This is a genomic window from Microcoleus sp. S13_C3 (assembly GCF_036700905.1).
In the GTDB taxonomy this organism is placed as follows: domain Bacteria; phylum Cyanobacteriota; class Cyanobacteriia; order Cyanobacteriales; family Microcoleaceae; genus Microcoleus.
Window position 1 is genome coordinate 200 of sequence record NZ_JAUBPT010000121.1, and the last position, 23,038, is coordinate 23,237.

The 23,038-nt window shown below is 46.1% G+C and carries 19 protein-coding genes; 10 read left to right on the top strand and 9 right to left on the bottom strand.

Annotated features, from left to right (window positions below; translation table 11 throughout):
- Nucleotides 1-3,357: DUF4347 domain-containing protein (locus tag QUA16_RS26325; protein WP_333181456.1), on the bottom strand; the 3,357-nt coding region annotated here is incomplete at its 3' end.
- Nucleotides 3,358-4,598: 1,241 nt separating this feature from the next.
- On the bottom strand, nucleotides 4,599-6,212 hold the full coding sequence (gene murJ / locus QUA16_RS26330; protein ID WP_333106913.1) for a murein biosynthesis integral membrane protein MurJ: 1,614 nt from the start codon (nucleotides 6,210-6,212) through the stop codon (nucleotides 4,599-4,601).
- A gap of 619 nt (nucleotides 6,213-6,831) precedes the next feature.
- On the opposite strand from murJ, the gene sfsA reads away from it, so the two are divergent.
- From sfsA to QUA16_RS26365, 7 genes are all read left to right on the top strand, one after another.
- Entirely contained in the window at nucleotides 6,832-7,563 is a 732-nt protein-coding gene (gene sfsA / locus QUA16_RS26335) for a DNA/RNA nuclease SfsA (protein WP_333106914.1), read from the top strand.
- Between the two features lie 251 nt (nucleotides 7,564-7,814).
- Nucleotides 7,815-9,137 carry a 3-isopropylmalate dehydratase large subunit gene (locus QUA16_RS26340; protein WP_333106916.1) on the top strand — a complete coding sequence of 441 codons (1,323 nt, stop codon included), beginning with the start codon at nucleotides 7,815-7,817 and terminating at the stop codon, nucleotides 9,135-9,137.
- 848 nt (nucleotides 9,138-9,985) lie between these two features.
- The gene (locus QUA16_RS26345; protein WP_333106918.1) at nucleotides 9,986-10,747 is read left to right on the top strand and encodes a DNA-binding protein; all 762 of its coding nucleotides are present in this window, start codon (nucleotides 9,986-9,988) and stop codon (nucleotides 10,745-10,747) included.
- A gap of 334 nt (nucleotides 10,748-11,081) precedes the next feature.
- Nucleotides 11,082-11,780 carry an aquaporin Z gene (gene aqpZ, locus QUA16_RS26350; protein ID WP_333106919.1) on the top strand — a complete coding sequence of 233 codons (699 nt, stop codon included), beginning with the start codon at nucleotides 11,082-11,084 and terminating at the stop codon, nucleotides 11,778-11,780.
- A gap of 128 nt (nucleotides 11,781-11,908) precedes the next feature.
- Nucleotides 11,909-12,400 (top strand): gluconokinase, encoded by a 492-nt coding sequence (locus tag QUA16_RS26355; protein ID WP_333106920.1) that lies wholly within the window; start codon nucleotides 11,909-11,911, stop codon nucleotides 12,398-12,400.
- A 176-nt stretch (nucleotides 12,401-12,576) separates the two neighbouring features.
- The gene (locus QUA16_RS26360; RefSeq protein WP_333181458.1) at nucleotides 12,577-13,251 is read left to right on the top strand and encodes a transposase; all 675 of its coding nucleotides are present in this window, start codon (nucleotides 12,577-12,579) and stop codon (nucleotides 13,249-13,251) included.
- On the top strand, nucleotides 13,239-13,670 hold the full coding sequence (locus tag QUA16_RS26365) for a transposase (protein WP_333106922.1): 432 nt from the start codon (nucleotides 13,239-13,241) through the stop codon (nucleotides 13,668-13,670). Before QUA16_RS26360 ends, QUA16_RS26365 begins: the two co-directional genes overlap by 13 nt.
- 749 nt (nucleotides 13,671-14,419) lie before the next feature.
- Here QUA16_RS26365 and QUA16_RS26370 read toward each other — a convergent pair.
- Complete coding sequence (locus QUA16_RS26370; RefSeq protein WP_015176985.1) at nucleotides 14,420-14,758, bottom strand: DUF1815 family protein; 339 nt, start codon at nucleotides 14,756-14,758, stop codon at nucleotides 14,420-14,422.
- Between the two features lie 156 nt (nucleotides 14,759-14,914).
- Between QUA16_RS26370 and QUA16_RS26375 the strand changes: the two genes are divergently transcribed.
- Nucleotides 14,915-15,043, top strand: coding sequence for a hypothetical protein (locus QUA16_RS26375; protein ID WP_333106923.1), 129 nt, complete (start codon nucleotides 14,915-14,917; stop codon nucleotides 15,041-15,043).
- Between the two features lie 32 nt (nucleotides 15,044-15,075).
- On the opposite strand, the gene radC is transcribed toward QUA16_RS26375, so the two are convergent.
- From radC to QUA16_RS26390, 3 genes are all read right to left on the bottom strand, one after another.
- Nucleotides 15,076-15,807, bottom strand: a complete 732-nt coding sequence (radC, locus tag QUA16_RS26380; protein WP_333106925.1) for a RadC family protein — start codon at nucleotides 15,805-15,807, stop codon at nucleotides 15,076-15,078.
- A gap of 122 nt (nucleotides 15,808-15,929) precedes the next feature.
- Nucleotides 15,930-16,478, bottom strand: coding sequence for an excalibur calcium-binding domain-containing protein (locus QUA16_RS26385; RefSeq protein ID WP_333106926.1), 549 nt, complete (start codon nucleotides 16,476-16,478; stop codon nucleotides 15,930-15,932).
- Nucleotides 16,479-17,204: 726 nt separating this feature from the next.
- Entirely contained in the window at nucleotides 17,205-17,447 is a 243-nt protein-coding gene (locus tag QUA16_RS26390; protein ID WP_333106929.1) for a hypothetical protein, read from the bottom strand.
- Between the two features lie 238 nt (nucleotides 17,448-17,685).
- Here QUA16_RS26390 and QUA16_RS26395 point away from each other — a divergent pair, with 238 nt between their 5' ends.
- Both QUA16_RS26395 and QUA16_RS26400 read left to right on the top strand, forming a co-directional pair.
- Nucleotides 17,686-18,702, top strand: a complete 1,017-nt coding sequence (locus QUA16_RS26395; protein ID WP_333106932.1) for a succinate dehydrogenase/fumarate reductase iron-sulfur subunit — start codon at nucleotides 17,686-17,688, stop codon at nucleotides 18,700-18,702.
- A 94-nt stretch (nucleotides 18,703-18,796) separates the two neighbouring features.
- A complete protein-coding gene (locus QUA16_RS26400) occupies nucleotides 18,797-18,985 on the top strand; it encodes a chlorophyll a/b-binding protein (protein ID WP_333106934.1) in 189 nt (62 codons plus the stop codon).
- 356 nt (nucleotides 18,986-19,341) lie between these two features.
- Here QUA16_RS26400 and QUA16_RS26405 read toward each other — a convergent pair whose 3' ends face one another.
- From QUA16_RS26405 to QUA16_RS26415, 3 genes are all read right to left on the bottom strand, one after another.
- Nucleotides 19,342-19,962 (bottom strand): pre-peptidase C-terminal domain-containing protein, encoded by a 621-nt coding sequence (locus QUA16_RS26405; RefSeq protein WP_333106935.1) that lies wholly within the window; start codon nucleotides 19,960-19,962, stop codon nucleotides 19,342-19,344.
- 139 nt (nucleotides 19,963-20,101) lie between these two features.
- On the bottom strand, nucleotides 20,102-21,553 hold the full coding sequence (locus QUA16_RS26410; protein WP_333106936.1) for a trypsin-like peptidase domain-containing protein: 1,452 nt from the start codon (nucleotides 21,551-21,553) through the stop codon (nucleotides 20,102-20,104).
- Between the two features lie 110 nt (nucleotides 21,554-21,663).
- Nucleotides 21,664-22,788, bottom strand: coding sequence for a redoxin domain-containing protein (locus QUA16_RS26415; protein WP_333106937.1), 1,125 nt, complete (start codon nucleotides 22,786-22,788; stop codon nucleotides 21,664-21,666).
- Between the last annotated feature and the right edge of the window lie 250 nt (nucleotides 22,789-23,038).

Below are 23,038 nucleotides of genomic sequence, written 5' to 3' on the forward strand. Positions count from 1 at the left end.
TTGTAAGATGTTAACGGTACTATTGGCTTCAGCGGTTCCCGCCAGAGTGGGAGTGGTATCGCTTGTTGTGCCGGCGGTAGTAGTAATGGTGGGTACGCTGGATGCTGTGGCATCGATTGTCAGATTAACTGGAGTTGAAGCCCCAGAAGTATTACCCGCTGCATCGGTGGCTGTAGCGGTGAAGGCATAAGCGCCATCAGTTAAAGCTGTTGTGGGGGTAAATGTCCAGTTACCCGAAGCATCCGCTGTGGCAGTACCCAGAGAAGTCGTGCCTTGTAAGATGTTAACGGTACTATTGGCTTCAGCGGTTCCCGCCAGAGTGGGAGTGGTATCGCTTGTTGTGCCGGCGGCTGTTGTAATGGTGGGTGCGCTGGATGCTGTCGCATCGATTGTTAGATTAACTGGAGTTGAAGCCCCAGAAGTATTACCCGCTGCATCGGTGGCTGTAGCGGTGAAGGCATAAGGGCCCTCGGCTAAAGCTGTCGTGGGGGTAAATGTCCAGTTACCCGTAGCATCCGCTGTAGCAGTACCTAGCGCCGTTGTGCCTTGTAAGATGTTAACTGTACTGTTGGCTTCAGCGGTTCCCGCCAGAGTGGGAGTGGTATCGTTGGTTGTGCCGGCGGTAGTAGTAAAGGTGGGTACGCTGGATGCTGTGGCATCGATTGTCAGATTAACTGGAGTTGAAGCCGCAGAAACATTACCCGCTGCATCCTTAGCTGTAGCAGTGAAGGCATAAGTGCCATCGGCTAAAGCTGTCGTGGAGGTAAATGTCCAATTCCCAGAAGCATCCGCTGTGGCAGTACCCAAAGGCGTTGTGCCTTGTAAGATGTTAACTGTACTGTTCGGTTCTGCCGTACCCGCCAGAGTGGGAGTGGTATCGTTGGTTGTGCCGGCGGTAGTAGTGATACTGGGTACTGCGGGGACAACAGCATCAACTAATACACCTGTGGTGCTACCGCTGGTGAAGGTGAGGATAGCGTTGGCACTGGTGGCATTTTGAATGGTAGCACCGGTGGGTAAACTTAAGGCTGTGCTAACTGTGATGCCGTCGCTGTCTAAGTTGCCAGTAACAACATTGTACCTAAAATTGTGGGTGGTGGCAGATGCACCTGTACCATTGAGAGTGGCGTTGACAATAACGCCACTATTTAGGGTAATGGGTAACTCAGGACTGCCGGTGATGATGACTGCTTCGCTGAAGGTAAGGGTAAAGTCGAGAGTTTCTCCTGCTATGTAGGTTTTGTTTGCGGGTAGGCTGACGTTGGTAATCGTGGGGGCGGGGTTAACGGTAATACTAAAGTTTTGTACTGCCGAAGTATCAACACCGGGGATGCCGCCGCTGTCTTGTACTCGCACGTCAAAGGTGGATGTGCCGAAGGCGTTGGGGGCGGGGGTGTAGGTGAGGTTGCCACTGGGGTTGATTGTGGGGGCCGCAGAGAATAAAGCACCGTTGCTGATGTTGCTGACTGTGTAGGTCGCGGTTTGGGCGGATTCGTTGGGTGCGCCGGGATTGAAGGTAGCCCAACTCGTTACTGTTTTTGCTCCGCTATCTTGATTAACTGCGACTGGGTTGGTGGCGGTGAAGCTGGGTTGGTCGTTGACTGGGGTAACGGTGATGGCTGCGGTGTCGGTGGCGATGCTGAAGGGATTGTTGCCGCCGTTATTGCTGGTGTCAGCGGTGCCACCATTTGTCCCACTTACTTGATCCCAAGCGCGGAAAGTGAGGGCGTTGTTAACGGTGCCGTTGTAGTTGGTGCTTGGTTGGAAGTAAATACGGGTATTGGCATTGGCGGCGAGTAGGCGAGCATTGGTATTGGATACTGTGCCCAAGGCCGTCCAAGTTGTGCCGCCGTTGATGGTGTAGAACCAACTGCCGTTGGTGGTGTCGGCGGCGGTGATGGCCACGCCTGCTACTGCGCCAGTGTCGGGGTCGGTGATGTTATTTAGACCGCCGCCTCCTGTTAAGTCTGCGAGTTGGGAGATGAGAGTGCCGACTGGACCAGTGGGAGCACCGGGGTCTTCGAGGATGTTGCTGAGGGTGACAACCGGGGTATTATTAAGGACGGGGGCAGTAAGCGTCTCGTAAATGACATTGCGGATTTCGTGAATATTTGTAGAGTCTCCCGTGGAACTGGCAAAGCCAAATTTAAAAGTTATCGGTACTGCTCCGTTACTCGTTGTGATATTGAAGGGGGCAATAATGGTTTCACCCGCATCAGTAAAGGTGCCGTTGTTATTCAAATCCATCCCTACCGATAGGCGATTCGGCAGGGCGGCGGTGCTGGGCGTTAAAATGATCTGGGCTCGTCTCAAGGCCGCGTTCCTAGTCACACTACCAGCACCTATGCCACCGGATATAGGACCCGTTGATTGCAACAGAGTATTACTATTTGTTACAGAGCCGCGAATCGCTACTGAATCGCTTCCAGTATTGCCAAAACCACCATACTCATCAAAGCCAACTCCCACATAACCGCCAGTCAAATTTGTATAGCCCAGACCTGATCCTAACGTTCCAGGTGTAGTCGGGTTAGCTGTACCATTAACCAGGAAGAAGCTAATACCATCTGCGCCATTTCCACCATAGGCAAAGAAGTCAAAGGTAACATTTACCCCGAATGTAGAAGGTATGGGGTTATTGTAGAGAACAAACCCTGATTGATTTCCTGTAGCAGAAGTTAACCTCAAGGCTCCATTGCCAGCAGTGTCACCCAAGTTCAAATTTGGCAGAGGAGTGTTAGTACCAGATGTGGTCAAACCAACAACACCAGCTCCAGACTGAGCATAAATCCAAGGACCAAGAACGCTTGCTCCGGTAAAAGTTTCGTTCACCAACTGAGTCAGGACAAAGCTATAATCCCGCATCGCTTCTGGGGAAAATGTTAAGGCGGCTTGAATTTTACCTATGATAAAATCAAGGTTCCAGTCACCTCCTAATTTGGCATTGCCTGTGAGAGTAGTGGATGCGGCAACGTTGGCTTTCGTTAATTGACTCAGGCGTTTAACGAAAGCTTTTCCTTGCTCAGTTTGGGCAACGTTACAGCCGTAGAGGAGAATATCTGCATTTAGTTTTAAGGCTTTGCCCCATTTTTGTAGGGTGGCTGCATGGGTTTCTAGGGTTGTTTTGTCCAGGGGTGAGTTACCCAGAAATAGGGTGCCGTCGCTACCGTGAGAAAGGATATGAACTGCTTCAATATCTTTTTGAGTGGCTAAGGCGTTAGTAATTTGGTCGATCGCGCTGGAATTTTCATTTAAAATCACAATTTGAGCGGGATCGATGCCTTGGATCAGGCTTTGATAATCTTTTACAGAGGAGTCAACGAAAATAATTTGCTTGTTCATGGTTGGTACGTTCATAATTGCTGAAATCCTTGATATCTATTGTTTACATTCAAGTCTGGTCGGGGTTGAAACCCCCACCTCGCTTAAGTCCTCGCTATGAGGACTGAATAATTTATTAGTCTTATTGCTCAAATAAATCGGGCTGTAAAATTGTTAGCCCGTTCCGCTGGAGCATTAAATAAATAATCTGGAAACATCAAAGGCGTTGCGCCGAATTAGTAGCTCTATGCTGTCCATAATCCAAGCGATGTTTCTGACACAGCAGATCACTTTGGCTTCGGGAAATAGTTCCAGAATTAATGACAATTTGCTGCATCACCGGCGATTGGTGTCGGAGATCACTTCTCGATCAGTTGGCGGGTGGTAACAAGCTGTGCCTGTTTTTGTTCAGGGGAAATAAACACGGAAAACTCATTGTCTTCGCTCACGGTTTCCAGCATGCGATCGACTTGCGCCCCCAATAGGGGAGGTCATAGCGCTGTGAAACCGGGGATTTGGTCGTAGTAGTGCAGCCAGTAAAGTAGAGCCCGATCGGGCTAGTCCTGATACGAAGTGGGCTTTCACTTGCCTCGTGGGGGAATGGGTTCCTTTAACATTAGATGCAACCTAAATGTATCATACCAAAGACATATCTTTTATAACATTTTTATTTAACACTTCCCAACACAACACTTCTGGTTTACGATATCTTTACAATCTAGACATCGTGGGTTGGCTTTCCCTATCTCTATCATTGCTTCGGGCCCCTGCCTCTGTAAAGTCGGAAAAGTCGGATCTTAAAGTCGGAAAAGTCGGATCTTTGCCATGAGGACATAATTTAGGCCTCCAAGAGAGGCTGTGGGTATGAGGGTTTATTTGTTTTAGCGGAATTTTATTGGCTATTTTGCCAGACAGCATAAAGGTTGACGATATCTTGAGAATCTAGACATCGCCTTTGTTAGGAATGAGAATTAAATAAAATCCACTTTTCCTGTTTCTTGTGGGATGGGCGTCCCGCCCGTCCTTTCTGGGCGGGCGGGACGCCCATCCCACAAGAAAAAAGGGAAATTATTTAATTGACGATCCTTAATTACTCTGGAATTTTTGACCGCAGATGGTGGCGGATATACGCGGATGGACGCTTCGGAGTGTTGATTTGGATTTAAGGACGAGATCCCTTTGTGGTCTTTTTTTACTCAACGGGCGATTCCCTACGGGATAGCTTCGCACGCGCGTACTTTTGTTGATTCCTGGAATCTGCAGCCAATTTCGGATATTTATTTGCGAAAACGGCCCCGAATGCGATCGACAAACATATCAACTTCCGGCAATTTCATCTGACTGACAAACAGGGCAAAAACCCCTAACCCTACAAAACTTGCCACACTCAACTGCACTAATTGAATTACCAAACCTTCAGTACCCAAAACTCTTTGACAGCCTTGCAGAGTAGCCAAGGTAACGAAAGCAGTTAGAGAACTCCCCGAAGTTAACCCCAGAAAAGGCAAACTCCACTCCCCCCAAGGCAGGCCACCCAACTTTTTATCTAATAAGTACAAAAGCATAATCATCGAAAGAAGATTCACTCCCACCGTCGCCAAAACTAATCCGGGCGCGCCAAAAGCTCCTACTAACAAATAATCCAAAATAGCGTTTAAAAAGATATTGATTATACTGATGCGAAAAGGGGTTTCTCCGTCTCCCAAAGCGTAAAATACCCGTACCAAAACGTCGCGTCCCAAATACACAAACATCCCAATACTGTAAGCCATCAATATCGGCGTCACAAACTGCGATGCCGATCGATCGAAAGCATAGCGTTCGTAAACCACGCGGACGATCGGCCCAGCCAGCGTTACCATTAAAGCACTCAGCGGCAGCATCGTAAGGGCCGTCAAAATCAAAGATTGACGAATTCGAGCTTTTAATTCCGGCCAATCTCTCGGATCGGTGAGGCGAGAAAATATGGGTAGAAATGGCACTAAAATTACATTAGAAATGATGCCTAAAGGCGTCATAACTAACAAGCCGCTGTAACCCAACGCAGAGGCAGCTTGAGGGATGTAGGATGCGAAAAATAGGTCAGTATAAACATTAATTTGTAGCATTCCTGATGATAAGGTCGCAGGAACCATCACCTTAATTACTTCTTGCACTCCCGGCCGTTTAAAATTAAACCGCAAACGCAATGTTCCCAAGCCCGCGCGCCACTGCGCCACCAGTTGCACCAACCACTGCAAAACTGCGCCCGCTAAAGTTCCCCAAGCTAACACTAAGCCGCCCATTAGTGCGAATTCTGGCTGAATAATTTTGTCTCCGAGTTGCATGGCTAATAAAAGCAAACCGCCGACAAGTGCAACGCTAGAAAATAAAGGGCTAATCGAAGGAAGCCAGTACATATCGGCAGCGTTGAGAGTGCCGAAACCAATGCCGATTAAGCCTGAAAGTAATGCCATCGGCGCCATAATCCGAAATTGCTGGACGGCAATTGCTTTAATTTGTAAACCTTCTGCTGTTCTATTTAATCCCGGTGCCACCAAATCGATCAGCGGATCGGCAAAAATAACTAAAGCGACTGTTACCAACAGCAACAAGCCCCCGACTAAGGTGGTGATAGTCTCGACTAAGGGTGCTGCTTCTTTTTTATCCCGGCGGGCTAAAACACTGACTATGGCGCTGTGAAATGGCCCGTTAATCCCTCCCAGCAAAATAAATAAGAAACCAGGGATGACGTAGGCGTAGTTGTAGGCATCGACGGCGACACCGACTCCAAAGGCTGCGGCGATCGCAATTTGGCGCACCAATCCAAAGACTTTGCTAATTAGAGTGGCGAGTGCGACAATGCCGGCAATCCCTGCGAGGGAACGAGAGGGCTTCTGTAATTGGGACACAAAGGGTTACAAACGCTAATGCTAAAAGGATTCACTTATTTTAATCGCGAATCGGGAGAATGATAACATGAATTCAGAAAACTTCTAGGGGGAATTGCGCTGATAGCAATTTTATCGATATTACTGACTTGCGGAAATTCAATCATCGATCGGGACTATTCGTCCTAACTACCCACCGCCCTTTCGTGCTATGATGCGTCAATCTACAATAGACCTCTTGCAAAAATAACTAGGACGGGCAAGATGCCCGTCCCACAAGAGTTATTTTTTCTTGTGGGATGGGCATCTTGCCCGTCCAATAAATTTATGAAAAGGACTTTTGCAAGAGGTCTAATCTACAATCTACAATCTACAATCTAAAAATGATGAAACAAATGAGTTGATAAACGCAGATAAATAACATATATAGCCTTTCGAGCTCTCATATGAGGTACTCATGGGCATAGGGCATAGGCCTCCGTGGGCATAGGGCATACCTCACTTTTTTGATAATCGCTATAGTTGATAACTTATGACTGATTGTGTTAGCTGCCAGACTTATTTCACAAGTTCGGAACCAGGTATTCTGTTATAGCTAAAACCTAAAATCTAAAATCTAAAATTTAAAATCTAAAATCGAATGACTGACTTAATTTACAAATATCCTCCTCTCTTACCCGGAATTCTCATCAAGCGGTACAAGCGATTTTTTGCCGAAATAGAACTAGATTCGGGAGAAATCATCACCGCGCACTGTCCGAATACGGGCCCGATGACAGGTGTTTTGATTCCCGGCAATCCAGTGCTAGTATCTCCCAGCGACAATCCTAAACGCAAGTTAGCTTATACTTGGGAATTAATTAAAGTTTGCGACACTGTGCCAACTTGGGTGGGAGTTAATACTGGACTGCCAAATCGAGTAGTTAAATTAGCTTTGGAATTGAAATTGTTTCCAGAGTTGGGCAATTACAGTTTAATTCAACCGGAGGTTGTTTACGGCACTGATAAAAAAAGTAGAGTGGATTTTTGGCTGACTGGTGAGGAAAAACCGATTTTTCTGGAAGTGAAAAATACAACTTGGGTAAAAAAGGAGTTGGCTTTATTTCCCGATACAGTGACGGAGAGGGGACAGAAACATTTGAGAGAATTGATGGAAGTGGTGCGACAGGGTTCGAGGGCTGTAATGCTGTATTTTATTAATCGCGGGGATTGTACTGATTTTGCTCCGGGGGATAGTGCCGATCGCCTTTACGGAGAATTGTTCAGACAGGCTATAAGTGAAGGTGTAGAGGTTTTGCCTTGTCGGTTTGACGTGACACCGGAAGGTGTTCGGTATTTGGGATTGGCGAAGCTAAATCTTTATAGCCTTTAATCCTAGTGAAAAAGTGGGATTTTATAAGTCTACTAATACTGCAATAAACTTTCCTTGACCTTTCATTAAAACTAATAGTTCGCTGGCGCTTGACTAAATAAGTTTTTGGCGGATGAACAATAACTTCACAATCAGGCGTACTCCCACTTTGAGGAGAAGACGCTCATATTCATAATAAATTTCCTCTCAACATCAGGCGATATTTCGTACAATACACTATGTAGCATCTAATAAAAAAGAGCGATCGCACTATGGGAATGACTCTGACCGAAAAAATATTAGCCAAAGCATCAGGCCGCACTAAAGTTGAGCCCGGAGAAAATATTTGGGTAGAAACAGACGTGTTGATGACCCACGATGTCTGCGGGCCCGGCACCATCGGCGTTTTCAAACGCGAATTCGGTGAGAATGCAAAAGTCTGGAACCCTGACAAAATCGTCCTCATTCCCGACCACTACATTTTCACCAACGACGAACGCGCTAACCGCAACGTCGATATTCTCCGCGATTTTGCCAAAGAACAAGGGATAAAATACTTTTACGACATCACGGATCGATCGGACTTCAAAGCAAATCCCGACTACAAAGGAGTTTGCCACATCGCCCTAGCACAAGAAGGCCACACCAGACCGGGCGAAGTGCTCTTCGGCACCGATTCCCACACCTGTAATGCCGGCGCTTTCGGACAATTTGCCACGGGTATCGGCAATACAGACGCGGCTTTTATCATGGGAACCGGCAAACTGTTAATCAAAGTTCCCGCAACCATGCGCTTTGTGTTCAACGGCGAACTGCCGGATTATTTGTTAGCAAAAGACCTAATTTTGCAGATTATTGGTGATATTAGCGTGGCCGGTGCTAACTACCGGACAATGGAATTTGCGGGCGATACAGTTGAGCGTTTGACGATGGAAGAACGGATGACGCTGTGCAATATGGTGATTGAAGCTGGCGGTAAAAACGGCACGGTTGCGCCGGACAAAACTACGTTTGATTACGTTACTTCGCGGACTGATAAAGCCTTCGATTCATTTTACAGCGATGGGGATGCTAAATTTTATAGCGATCGCACCTACGATGTCAGCCAATTAGAACCCGTCGTCGCCAAACCGCACTCCCCGGACAACCGCGACTTAGCCCGCAACTGCCGCGATGTCAAGATCGATCGAGTTTACATCGGTTCCTGCACCGGCGGCAAAACCTCCGACTTTCTAAATGCTGCCCGCATTCTGAAAGGAAATCAAGTCAAAGTTCCGACTTATTTAGTACCAGCAACTCAGAAAGTTTACGAAGATTTGTTTGTCACAAAATACGATGGTCAAACCCTTTCGGAAATCTTCTTAGCTGCCGGCTGTATCGAACCCGCAGCGCCTTCTTGCGCCGCTTGTTTGGGCGGCCCGAAAGATACTTTCGGGCGGATGAATGAACCCGAAATTTGCGTGTCTACAACTAACCGCAATTTCCCCGGCCGCATGGGGAATAAAGAAGCGCAAGTTTATCTAGCTTCGCCTTATACGGCGGCGGCTTCTGCCCTGACTGGGTATGTCACAGATCCGCGCGAATTCCTGTGTTAGAAAGTAGCTGATATAAGGTGCTCTTCGGCGCACCCGGAGACCCCTGGAAGGTGCGCCGAACAGTACCCTACGAGATGAATGTAAGGTGTTGTTCGGCGCACCCGCAAAAATAAATGAGTGTAAAATGCCATATAAAAAAGTAGGAGGACGATATTAATGCCAAACTATCGCCGATTTTACCTTTCTGGTGGAAGTTTCTTCCTAACGCTTGTTACCTACAATCGCACAACGCTATTTTCAGAGTCAAAAAATGTCTCGCGACTCCACAAGGCTGTAAGGGCGATTAAATCAGAATAACCTTTTAAAATTATTGGGCATTTGTATTGCCCGACCGCATCCATTTTTTGTGAAAATTACCTCCTAATCATACTGCCTATGCCAAGCGTATTGGAGAGATAAAAGTTGTATTTACCCAATCTTTGCGAGGTCAACGAAATTTGGCTCAAAATGTATCATTTTCTGGTCGAAAGCGTCTAGAAAGTGATATTTTGTATCGGCGCATTTGGGGATATCCTATTTGCACACAAGAGGATTCTCAAGAGCATTTAAACTATATTGACTCTAATCCTGTTAAGCACAATTTAAGTTATTGTCTGCAATTTGTGGTATTATAGATTGAGCTTCTGGTTGAAAAAAATGTTGATTCAGTTTATTGGTGCTGTTGTCGTCATGGCAGAAAGCCAAAAATACCAAATTTTGATGCCATTTCCTATAGACTAGGAGAATAAATTCCCAGGACTTACGTAAAAATTGGTTTGACAGGCTACTTATAGCGGTAAGGTGCGCCGCAGGGCGCAACCCTATCCTTGTGTAAGGTGTGCACTGCTTGAATTGACAGGAGATTTGCTTTGAAAACACTATTTTTAGCTTGGCAAAGCCCGGACAGCGGTTCTTGGTTTCCGATTGGTAGATTGACATTTAACGGTAAAGAATACCAGTTCAATTATACAAATGGTGTTCTAGAAGCGAAACTTAAGTGCGGGTTTCTGCCTTTGCCATCTTTCCCGGATTTCAACAATGTTTACACTTCACAGAAACTGTTTTCGTTGTTTTCTAATCGAGTGATGGCGCGATCGCGCCCTGAATACCCTGAATTTGTGCAGTGGTTGAATATCCCTGAACACGAACATGACCCAATTGCTTTATTGGCACGCAGCGGAGGCAAACGGGTAACTGATAAATTTGAGGTGTTCCCTTGTCCCGAACCAGATGAAAATGGACGTTACTGTATCCATTTTTTTGCAGATGGACTGCGATACCTTTCAAAGTCGGCAATTGAACGGATTAATCGGCTTCAAGTGGGCGAACTTTTGTATTTAGCCCACGAATTTCAAAATCCGCGCGCTTCCCGTCTGCTTATGTGTACTAAAGATCACTGGATTGTCGGCTATTGTCAGCGCTATCTTGTGGATGATATTTTTGAAATTATTTCGCAGCATCCAGAATTGGTTCGCCTAGAAGTCGATCGTCTCAATCAACCCCCAACACCGCTACAGTTCCGCTTGCTGTGCAAGATGACTGCCGATTGCCAGCAAGGCTTTCGCCCCTTCCAAGGCCCGATGTACCAGCCGGTTAGCAGTGATGTTTTAGCTGCAAGTGCGATCGGATAATCAGGAACTATCAGTAAAATTACGATCGCATAATTAGGGAAGAAGTCAAGTTAATTATTGTGAATTGAATACAGAAAATTGCACAATTTAGACGAATAATTAGCTAAGTGTTGACATTTTTTACATAATAGACTATGTTTGAGCTAATTTATCGATTCCCTATTTCGCATTCTCAGTTAAACCCATACAAGTTCTGAAAATTAGAGTGATATTTTGCTAAGGATTTCGATTAGTATTGTTGCGCTGAGTGAAACAAATTCCAGTTCTAATTTTTTAAATTAGAACTTGTAGGGGTGTGAAATTGACCGATCAAGAACTTCCGATAATTGTGAGTATGAACAAAAAAATAAAGATTGGGGTTGCTGAAGCTTTTGGTACTTTTGTGTTGGTATTAGGTGGATGTGGCAGTGCGGTTTTAGCTGGAGACAAAATCGGCTTTTTAGGAGTTTCGATCGCCTTTGGTTTGTCCCTTTTAATCATGGTTTATACGATCGGCCCTATCTCTGGATGCCACATTAATCCGGCGGTAAGTATCGGTTTAGTAGTGGCCAAACTGATCGATGCTGTTTTGCTTCCTTATTATATAGGAGGTCAGATTGTAGGGGGAATTTTAGGCGGTCTTGTTTTGTACTTGATAGCATCAGGAAAACCCGGTTTTGATGCGGCTGCTTCTGGATTTGCGTCTAACGGTTTTGCAGAACATTCTCCCACTGGTTACGGACTTTTGGCAGCAGCTTTGACGGAAATTGTACTAACTGCTTTTCTGTTATTTACAATCATGGGTACTACCCATCCCAAATATCCCGTCGGTTTGGGCGGAATTCCGATCGGCTTGATGCTGGTGTTGATTCACTTAATCGGAATTCCCGTAACCAATACTTCAGTTAACCCAGCTAGAAGTATTGGTGTGGCACTTTTTCAAGGCGGATGGGCAATCCAACAGTTATGGGCGTTTATTGTATTCCCAGTGATTGGTGGAATTATCGGCGTTTTGGCTTATAATTTCATTAAACCCACTATGGAAGAAATTTAAGCGAAAATTACAAATAAACCGGGTTTATTGAATTTTTTAGGGTGGTAGAATTCATCCGGCAACTTAAGAAACCCGGTTTGTCGATCGCACAACTTGATAAAATTGCAAGTATTCGGTAAATAAGTGCCATGATTACGATCGTGATGGGAGTCTCCGGTTCCGGCAAAACTACTGTTGGCAAGTTGCTGGCGCAATCTCTCAATTGGGATTTCAGCGATGCCGACGATTTTCACCCATCAGCTAATATCGATAAAATGAGTCGGGGCATTCCTTTAGAAGATGCGGATCGCCTTCCTTGGCTATTACAACTGCAAGCTGCAATAGACAGGTGGCTGTTGGAGAATAAAAATGTTGTGTTGGCTTGTTCTGCTTTAAAGGCATCTTACCGCGAAATGCTCTGCCGCGACCAAAAGCGGATGAAGATAGTTTATCTGAAATGTTCTTTTGAGGTATTGGCAGCCCGGTTAAAAAATCGCGAAAATCACTACATGAAAGCAGACTTGCTTTTAAGTCAGTTAGACAGTCTCGAAGAACCACAAGATGCAATTATCATAGATGCTTCGCAGCCACTAGAGTTAATCGTGCGCCAAATTATATCATGTCCGATCGATCGCCCATAATACAATTGCCGGGGCGGGTTTTTGAGATTGTCTGTTTTTGGCAAATATTATGGGTGAACCCGCCCCTTGCAAACTTCAAGTAACGCCTGAGCAGTCCATCAAAATTGATGCAACCCTTCAGGCGTTTGCGAATGCTTGTGAATACGTGAATAAAACTGTGCCGCCAACTCTGACAAATGAATTGGCGATGCAATATGCAGGTATATCACGATGTCAGAGATATGTTTGGACTTTCGGCACAGCTAGCAATCCATGCTATTAGACGGGTTTCTGGCAACAGAAAAACAGCTAAAAAAGATGGGAAGCCTGTTAACAAATTTGCTCCTACTAGCGTCACTTACGATACCCGTATCTTTTCTTTTAGGGAAAAAGATTGGACAGTAAGTTTGACTACTACTGGTGGTAGGGAACGGTTTGTACTGGCTATCGGAAACTACCAACTTGGATTGCTCAAAGGTCAAAACCCCAAGACTGCTACTTTGTGCAAACGCAAAAATGGCAGTTACTATCTTAATATTCAACTTGAATTTCAGCCAGCCGAGCCTCCACCTTGCAATCAAGTTTTGGGCTGTGATTGGGGTAGGACTGATATTGCAGTTACTTCTGATGGAGATACATTTAGCGGTAAACAAATTACCAAAGTTAGAAATCATTATGCCAAGTTGAGAGCAAATATCCAGCGAAAAGCCACGAAAGGCTCGCGTTGCTCTCGGCGTAGATGTCGAGAATTGTTGAAACGGTTGTCGGGCAAGGAAAAGCGCTTTCAGACATTGGTAAATCACACTATCAGTCACCGTATCGTAATTAAAAGGCTCAAAACAAAAATCAAGTTGTCGCTTTGGAAGATTTAACGGGAATTAGGGAGCGCACAAACCAGCAGCCACGCTCGAAAAAAGAGCGGAGACGATTCAATAGCTGGGCCTTCTTTCAGTTGCGCCAATTCCTGATCTACAAAGCTATAAAGCATAGCGTAAAGATTTTGTTTGTTGAGCCTAGATACACTAGCCAAATGTGCCACAAATGCAATCATATTCACCCTGTACAGGGTGAATCTTATAGAAACGGTAAAAAGTTTGCTTGTGGTCATTGTGGATGGAAAGGTGATGCCGACTTAAACGGCAGTAAGAATATTGCTGCTATTGGGGCTTTCGTAAATAAGCCCGAAGGTTCGAGATTGTTTTGCAATGTGGAAGATCATTTCAGGGCTATTGAAAGCCCACACTGTACCTGTACTCAGGGAGCGTGCTGGGTAATTTACAGAGCTATTTAATATCAAATCCGTGCTTTATAGTCGAGCGTAAAGTCTCCTTCAATCTGCAACCAAATAGAAGCACAATTTTCAGTTTTTGGGTTCACAGTCAACAGTCAACAGTCAACAGTCAACAGTCAACAATTCCGGAGGAGTGCAACCAGAATCTATCTAACATGATGGTCAAACATTGCGCCGAAGCCTGGATATAGACAAAACTTAGCCGGCTTCGGCCGGCTGTGAGATGTTTTACAGCAGTGATGCTGCTTCAAGTTAATTCTTAGCCTGATAGGCTAAATCGAAAAGCAAAAATAAATGCAATTCGCCCGCACGTCACACCCCGTGGGCTGCCTTTTGCCCAATCTTCACAGCCTCATCCTCACTCTGGATGTTAAATTTTACCTGCCTGCTCAAAGTTAATTTCAATTCCTTGACTTTTGAATGGCCAAGTGAGAAATTAACATCGCAGCCGACGAGCCGTCACACTTCTAAATTTTGCTAATCGTTCTCAAGGGAGAATCAACTGCTGAAAAAAACTAGAGGTTCCAAGTTTGAGACTTCTGGCATAAAGTATGCCGTCTGCCCAGGCTCACTTCGATCGACTGATCGCTAAACTGTCTCAAGGCACCCTGATAGCACCCTTGGCTGTTGAGCAGCCATCGCTGTGCACCTAAATGAACCCTCTCAACTAACTAGCTGGGGATTCGGTTTTAGCAGACAAGCAGTGACTTTCTTGCGTCGCCTTCCTCGGAACCGTGCAATCGCTACACTCACTGCGCCGTCGCTAAAGTAGCTTCCGAAGGTTGGATTTGATACTTTACGAGATTTGCCAGTTCTTGTAACTGATTAATCGCTTCTGCACCTTCTAGTTTCATCAGTTCGCGGTCATCCCGCATCTCAGTCCAAGTGATACCGTAATCTGACACTAAGAATCGAATCAGATGGTTGTCCGTCAAACTGACCATAAATGAGGCACTGTTCATCTGACCCCCGCAAGTGTAGCAGGATGCCAGATAACCCCGATGCTCTAGCACGATCGCTAAAGCTTGGAGGTTCATTACCAAATCTTGAACGAATTTACGGTGTTGTTCTGCAAGTCTCAGAAACACAGTTCTCCTCCTATCACCACACCGTGTATTTTACATCCCATTTAATAATTTCTTAATAAGTGGGTATTTAGGTGCTGGTTCAGTATACGTTTAGTATGCTCAAAAAAAATCGGATTAGCGACCTCTTCAGCCTACCTATACTACATTAACCGAGTTGTGCTCGAAACGCAGTATCAGCAGCGACATTCAGCCCAAACAGGCTATCGCGGGGGACTCCAGCCGGAAAATTTGCCTGCTGTCAGGGCTGATTCAGCCGTCGCAGAGCTCAAAGATACAAATAACTAATGATAGTAATGAAATTAGTTAAGTAGAAGAGTTCAATCACCCTGGGGATACTCCTCCCAAAGCGTCGTCGTCTGCCGCAAGCTCAGAAAATCGCCATTCCCCAAAATCAAGTGATCCAGTAGCGGAATCGACAAAAACTGCGCTCCCGCCAGCAACTGTCGCGTCAAAGCAATATCCTCTGGGCTTGGTTCCACAATCCCCGATGGGTGATTGTGCGAGATAATCGCCCGCGTCGCCCCCTGGCGGATCACCTCGCGAAAAATATCCCGTGGATGAGCCAAAGTTTCCGTTGCTGTGCCGATCGTAATTACCTGAGTACCCAGCAGCCGATTTTTCACATCCAGCAACACCACAGCAAAACGTTCCTGAGACTGCCACATCAAATCCTGACTCAGGGCATCCGCCGCCGCTTGGGGAGAGTCAACCACAGCCATTTCCGGCGGCCGCGACTGAAATACCCGCTTCCCCAACTCCACCGCAGCCAAAATCGAAGTTGCCTTAGCAGGGCCAATCCCGTGAATCTGCCTCAACTCCTGAACGGTAATAGTGCGTAGCACAGCCAGAGGATCGCGGGAATGCAAACTCAACTGATTTAAAATATACTGTCCGAGCCCGACGGCGGAAAGTTTGCCTGGTCCCTGACCAGTACCCAGAAGAATCGCAATCAATTCTGCAGTCGCCAAACTTTTCGGGCCGCCTGCCATCAGCCGTTCCCGTGGCCGTTCACTCGTTGGCAAATCGACAATTCTCAAGCTGTAAGTCATAGCTGCACCCGCACCGCAAGCTCAACAATTAGACAATTTTAGCCGATCGATTTGCCTTCTTCAATTCGTACAATCACCGAAAAAAGCCTTCATCATTAACCGAGGCTGTTGGCAGATAAAATCTAAGGCAACGTTTCGCAAGCGATCGAGTCTTGATCTCGATCGAGCTTAAAAGGATCGCCCGGATATCCCTCTAAAACTCGCTGCGCTTCAGCTTGAGTCGCAAAGTCCGAACAGTTGCAATCCGAGTTAACGCAACTCGGAAAATCGGCACTTTTAACCTTCGCTTTAGAGGACTCGTCAATAACTTTCTTGGTGTCTTTCTTTGGCTGCTGTGCATCAAGAGCAATCTCTGCGGTTCGTTCAACAGATTTGACTGAAGATGGCAATTTGCGATCGGGCTCTGGTTTGGCAACTGCAGGTGCGGCAGGAGAAATTGCAGGTTTCGGTGTTGGTGTCGGCGTTTTCACAGTCTGAGACTTGGGTGTCGGCACTGCCGAAAGCAGTGATGGCTTAGCGGTTTGAGAGGATTCTAGCCGATCGGTTGGGGCCGGAAGCGCCACCGAAACTTCCTGAGACGGAGGGGGTGCGGTGACGCCCACAAGTACAAACGAAGCCGCCATCAACCCGCCGTACATCGCGGCCGATCGCTTGCGGGTTGGTGAACCCACCCATTTCGGATTAACAATACCCAGAAAAAAGGCAGGGATCGACAATAGAAAGCTTAAGATGAAAAAATTAAACATAGCGACTTTTACTGTAAAAAAGATAAGTAATCCAGGACGCAGAAACCGGGTTTCTTTTACCAAAATCTGAGGTGAAGCACGAAGGATATCTGTTTAAACAACCCGATTTCTTTAATCCCTGTGCGTAAGTCCTGAGAAGTTAACTTCCTTATTTATCTGCTGGCAAACTCACAAATCCCTATGATTTAGGAAGTAAACTAGAACGTTGGACACCCGAACCTGGTGACAGCGGCTTTCAGAGAGTATTTCTCCTTACTAAGCCCACGAGTTTCTCCTACAGTTCGCGAGCGCACTTCTACTCATATAAGCCGGGTTTTTAATTGCAGTAATATCAATTTTTTACCATCAAAATTATTCCTATCTCTATTCTTTTCATCGGCGTTAATTTGCGTCAATTCCTTGTCATCTGCGTAAATAAATTATATTTTTTTGACCGCAGATACAGGCCGATTAACACAGATTAACGCCGATGAATTAGATTGTTGACTGTTGACGGGATTTTACTATTGGGATGCTACCGGAATTGATATAAATGAGTAGAACCAAGTATTTTTCTTAAAAAACTAAGTTTCTCGCCCCAACCGGGCGTAAGTCCTGGTAAAATTTCTTGTAATGCTGCCAAAAAAGTGAGAAGCATACCCCCAGCTACTTTCAGCGCAAAGGTGCGCTGACCCTCAATTCTGGCCATTCAGTTGAGGCCAGCAGCCCCGATGAAACTGGTTGTGGTGCCTTAGGTGCTGTAACCCCAAGCAAAACGAACGAAACTGCCATCAAGCCGCCGTACAAAGCAGCCGATAGCTGACGAGTTCCCAGTCCCACCCATTGAGGATTTAGCAGGCCCAGACAAAAAGCCGGTGTGGAAAACATGAAAGTTAATACAAACAAGCTGGACATCACGCACCTCCGACTAGCGAATTGCAGCGATTAATTACTTTTATCTCCAATTAATAGCTCACAAATCCGCTTAAAAAAGTGGAAATTTATGATTTATAACTTGAGAATTATTGATGTTTATCAAACAATAATAAAAACTTTAAAATCTCTTACTTTAGGTAGTTGTTAAAAAAATAAGAGCTTTCTAGAAAGTCCAAAAATTTAGCTTAAAATAGAAACTAAATTCCTTACTCAAAATATGAAAGTCCGCTTTAACGTAGTCCGTCAAAATCAAAACGAGGCTCCCCGGGTTCACACTTACACCCTAGATGTGGAAGAGAGCAATACCATTCTAGACTGCCTCAACAGTATTAAGTGGGAACACGACGGCACTTTAGCTTTTCGCAAAAATTGCCGCAATACAATTTGCGGCAGTTGTTCTATGCGAATTAACGGTCGATCGGCATTAGCTTGCAAAGAAAATGTGGCCAGCGAACTGGCAAGATTGCAAAAAATAGCTGATTCCAGCTCAGCAGAAATGCCTACCGATTTCATCCCAGAAATCACCGTCGCCCCAATGGGAAATATGCCGGTTATTAAAGATTTGGTTGTTGACATGACCAGTTTTTGGGACAACCTAGAAGCAGTTGAACCCTATGTCAGCACAGCCTCGCGAGCAATTCCAGAACGCGAATTTCTGCAAACTCCAGAAGAGCGATCGAAACTCGACCAAACTGGCAACTGCATCCTCTGCGGCGCGTGCTATTCTGAGTGCAACGCGCGCGAAGTCAACCCGGAATTTGTCGGCCCCCACGCCCTCGCCAAAGCTTACCGCACGATCGCCGACTCCCGCGACAGCGAAACCGAAAATCGGATCGAAAAATACAACCAAGGCACCGCAGGCGTCTGGGGATGCACCCGCTGTTACTACTGCAACTCGGTTTGTCCGATGGAAGTTGCGCCGATGGATCAAATTGGTAAGATTAAACAGGAGATTCTCGATCGCAAAGATGACCAAGCCAGTCGATCGATCCGCCACCGCAAAGTCTTAATCAATCTCGTCAAAGAAGGTGGCTGGATAGATGAGCGCAAATTTGGCATCGAAGTAATAGGAAACTACTTCCGCGACGTTAAAGGTTTGCTGAGTCTGGGCCCGTTGGGTTGGAGAATGATCGCTCACGGCAAGTTGTCGCTGTTTTTTGAGCCTTCAGAAGGTACCGAAACCGTGCGAAATCTGATCGAATCGGTTCAAAGTTTAGAAAAGTCAGCAGATTAGCGATCGGCGGGCATTTTCCTGGTAAATTACAAGTTGTGCGATCGTAAAGCTTCCCACAATTCATCACTCAAAACACGAAACTTAAAACTTTTCAATGACTGCTCAAACTCCTCCATCCCCAAAACCGACAACCCCAAATACCCCAAAACCAGAACCAGCCTTTGGGTGGAATGCCTATGCCGAACAAATCAACGGACGATTTGCGATGGTGGGATTCGTGGGACTTTTGCTGCTAGAATTCTTCACCCGTCAGGATTTTTTTACCTGGCTGGGCCTGCGTTAAATTAATCAAAATCAATTAAAAAAGGAAGCTGAAAAATTATCTATATTTCAGCTTTCTTTTGATTTTTAATAGTTATTAGAAATACACTTTATCAAATTAGAGGTACCAAATTATAACATTTATAGTGGCATACAAACATATGAATTTACCCAAGTGGATAGTAGTTACTTGTAGCGCGATCGTCCTTGAATTATAGGGACACGGCAATGCCGTGCCCTGACTCCGAAGTTTAGTTCATATTCTGTTCGGTCGATGGCCCCTAATACGGTAGGGGCGGGTTCACGAAAAATATCTGCCAATAATTGACAATCTCAAAAACCCGCCCTTTTAATCGTTCGAGCAGACATGATATCAAACTAATTTCCAGTTGTTTCACGGACGGTTAAACTGTACTTGCCTCTACCTTTTGGAGGCGGATCGTAAGCATTGACAATGACGCGATAGCGACCGTTCGCAGACAAGGTAACAGTAAGCTCTGAATTGGAATTTTGCTGCGTTGCATCATCATTTTCTGCAAGTAGCTCGCCCTGGGAGTTGAAAATAGCGAGATAAGTATCAAACTCGGTACTTTCTACGGTAACAACCACTTTCTGACCCTGAGTCCCTTCAAAGGTATACTCATCGTACAAACTGCTGTCCGATGGCAGTACAGAAGACTTAGCAGGGCTGAGTTCTCCGTTTTGCTCTAAAAGGACTTTAGATGAACCCGCATCAGGACTCGGCCGAGGTTCTACAGTTGGACTTTGAGTTGGCGAACTCTGTGGTGATGGCGATGGCTTGGGGCTTGCTTGAGCTAAAACCGCCTTGCCAGCAGGCTTCGCATCAGTTAAATTTTGAGGAAATTCTGCTGAAATGAGGGTGGAACTACTGTTAGCAACTCCACCTAAATTTGAAACGGGCAGGGAGACAGTTGGCTTGCCAGAAAAAGTAGCTAGTAGAGCAATTGGCGCGATCGCCCAAAATCTAACTTGACGCATGAATTACCTCGGTTTGCAACGAAGAAGGAAGGAAGAAGTCAGTAGTCAGTAGTCAGTAGTCAGTAGTCATGAGTTATTTGTTAGGTGCTACCAATGCCCCATGCCCCACGCCCCGTGCCCCATGCCCAATGCCCAATTTTCACCGGACAGTTAGAGTGTAACGGCCCCTGCCGGAAGCATCGTAAGCATTGACAATTACGCGATAGCGACCCGTAGCGGGCAAAGTAACGGTCAGAAACGCATTTTTAGTCGAATCGCTCCCATCGTCATTTTCTGCCACTAATCGGCCGTTAGGGCCAAAGATAGCCACATAGGGATCGAAATCTGTACTTTCGAGGGAAATGGCTACAGACTGACCCGATCGACCTTCAAAAGTATACTCTCGATACAGACTGTTGTCAGACGGCAATACTGGGCCGCCGGCGACTAAAGCACCTTCTTCTTGCAAAAGCGCCCGCGAAGGCGCGGTAGGAGCACTCGCTTTCAGTTCTAACGTATAAGCCCCTGACTGCTTAGCTTGGTAGGAATTTGCCACTAACGTGTAAGTCCCGTCTGCTGGCAGCCTGACTGTAATTCTGGCGTCTTTACTGCCTGCCCCGTCATCGTCTTGTGCGATTTCGCGCTGGTTGGGCCCGAGCAAAATTAAATAAGGGTCAATTTCTTGACTTTTCATTTCTATTGTGATTTGCTGGCCCGCTTTTCCCTCAAAGGAGTAGAGGTCAAAAAAGCTGTTGTCGGTGGGCAGAACGCTAGACTTCTCGGTGAGGATGCCGCTGACGGCGGGCCCGTTTAACGCAACTTTTTGAGGTGATTTGTTGCCACCAAAAGGCGATCGGGCTTGAGCCACGCGGGGAGCCCGCCCTTCTCGCACCGCTGTCAGGAAAGCGGGTAATTTGTCTGCGGAAATTGCAAAACCGATACCGATATTACCTCCACCCCGACCGCGAGTAAAAATAGAAGTATTGACGCCGATTAATTCTCCTGAACTGTTGAGCAGTGGGCCTCCTGAATTGCCGGGATTGATGGCGGCGTCGGTTTGAATTAAGCCCCGCTGCTGGTCGATGCGGCTGACAATTCCGACTGTAAAAGTACCTTGAAATTGACCGAAGGGATTGCCGATCGCAAATGCTTGTTGCCCGACTTTCACCGAACCTGGACGGGCTAAAGGAATGGTGGGCAAATTGTTTTGATCGCGAATCTTAACCACGGCTAAGTCTAGACCTTCTTCGCCGAATCCGATGACATCGGCGACAAGTTTTCTGCCGTCTGACAAAATGATATTGACGGTACCGCCTGCCGAAACAACGTGGGCGTTAGTTAACACCATGCCGTCGGGGCTGATAATTGTGCCACTGCCGTTAGATTTATCTGTATCAACGGTAACAACAGCCGGACTAGCCTTTTCGTAGACTCGAATATTGGTTTGTTCTTCGACATTTTGGGCGATCGCACCCTGGGAATGCACCGAGTTAAATTCCGTTAAATCTGTTGATGGCCGCCCAGGGGATGTCGTAACAACCGCACTGGCGCTGGCTGTTACCCCAACCGTTAAAATTCCCGATACTGCTAAAGTTAGAAGTTTGAAATTCATGGCGATCGATTTAGTATTTAGCGATGGGTAGCTAGGAATTAGGTTTTGTGGCTAACCGCTAACTACCTTCTGTAATTATTTTAAGACTTGCACCACGGTAGTGACATTCCTCACGCCGGTTCTCCAATTCGGGAATCTGAATCAGCAGCTAAATACTTAAAATTAGCTTGTCGTAGCGCAGCATCCTCATTGCCGTAGAAAAAAGACAGCAAAGCAAAACGCTGGCCGCTAATCACCGGCGTCGCTTCATGCAGCAAAGAACACGAAAAAATAATCGCCGTGCCAGAATCGCCTTTATAACCGTGCGGCGCGTACTCTGGAAACCGTAAAAATCCCCCCGTGTACTCTCCCACATTCAAGTTTAGCGTCATCGCAAACCTGCGGTGCAGCGTAGCTTTGCTAGTGTTGTCGCGGTGCGGCCCAAAATAACCGCCGCTGTCAGCATCGTAACAACCTATCAAATACCGTTCAAACCTGGTAATTGTAAACTGAAAAGCTTTCTCTACTTCCGGCCGCACCCGGCGCCAAATAATCGCACTCAATCGCTGCTGTAACTTCGGGTCTTCAATAAAGAAATCTCGGCGCTTCTTAAAAGTGTCGTCGTGCAGACCAACTGTTTTCCCGCCTATTTGCCTCATAAAGCCCGAAGGACTGCCACCGTGAGTTTTGTACATATCGATTAAACTGCGGCAAGAGGCTATGTCCAAAACGTTAGGAATTACCAACACCGGGGCGTGGCGAGTGGCTGCCCGGGCTTCCTCAATTGCGGGCAAAGTTTTGAGAAAATCTAATACTTGCTGGGCGTGTTGGTGCGGTTCGCCCATCGGCACAATATTAATTACCTGAAGGTTTTCGTTGAGTACAAAAGTTTGGGGTGAATAGTGAACTCCGGCAACTCCATTTTGTTCGACCTCTCGGAAAACACCGTACTGCTGGCTGACTGTTTTATCCAAGTCCCAGAAAAAGATGAATGACGGAGCAATTGTTGTTGGTCTGTTTTGTTCTTTGTCTGCTGGGTCAACGCTCACTCCAAACTGCGGTACTTGCAAGCTTTGGAATTCTTCTGAAAGCTCTTGAAAGCTTTTGAGGATAACTTGGATTTGTTCAAAAGCTGCGCTGGCAAAGAAAAACAGCACGATTCGCCGGCCGGCAACGGTTGAGAAATGAAATAAGGGGTTATTTGTAGAAGGAATGGAAAACCAGGGAGCCGGATCTCCTATTTCGAGTAATGGCATCTTGCTGATTTAAGATTTGGGATTTTATATTTAGATTCTTATGCTGTAGATTAGTTCCAGTGGTTCGGTATGTTAAAATCATTTTTTTACAAATAAATTAGCTTTTATTTGTGTATATCTGCGTTTTTCTGCGGTTTCACACTCGCAATTTACAGTAGACCTCTTGCAAAAATCCTTTTCCTCAATTGATGGGACGGGCTCTTCGGCCCATCCCACAAGAGTTATTTTTTCTTGTGGGATGGGCCGAAGA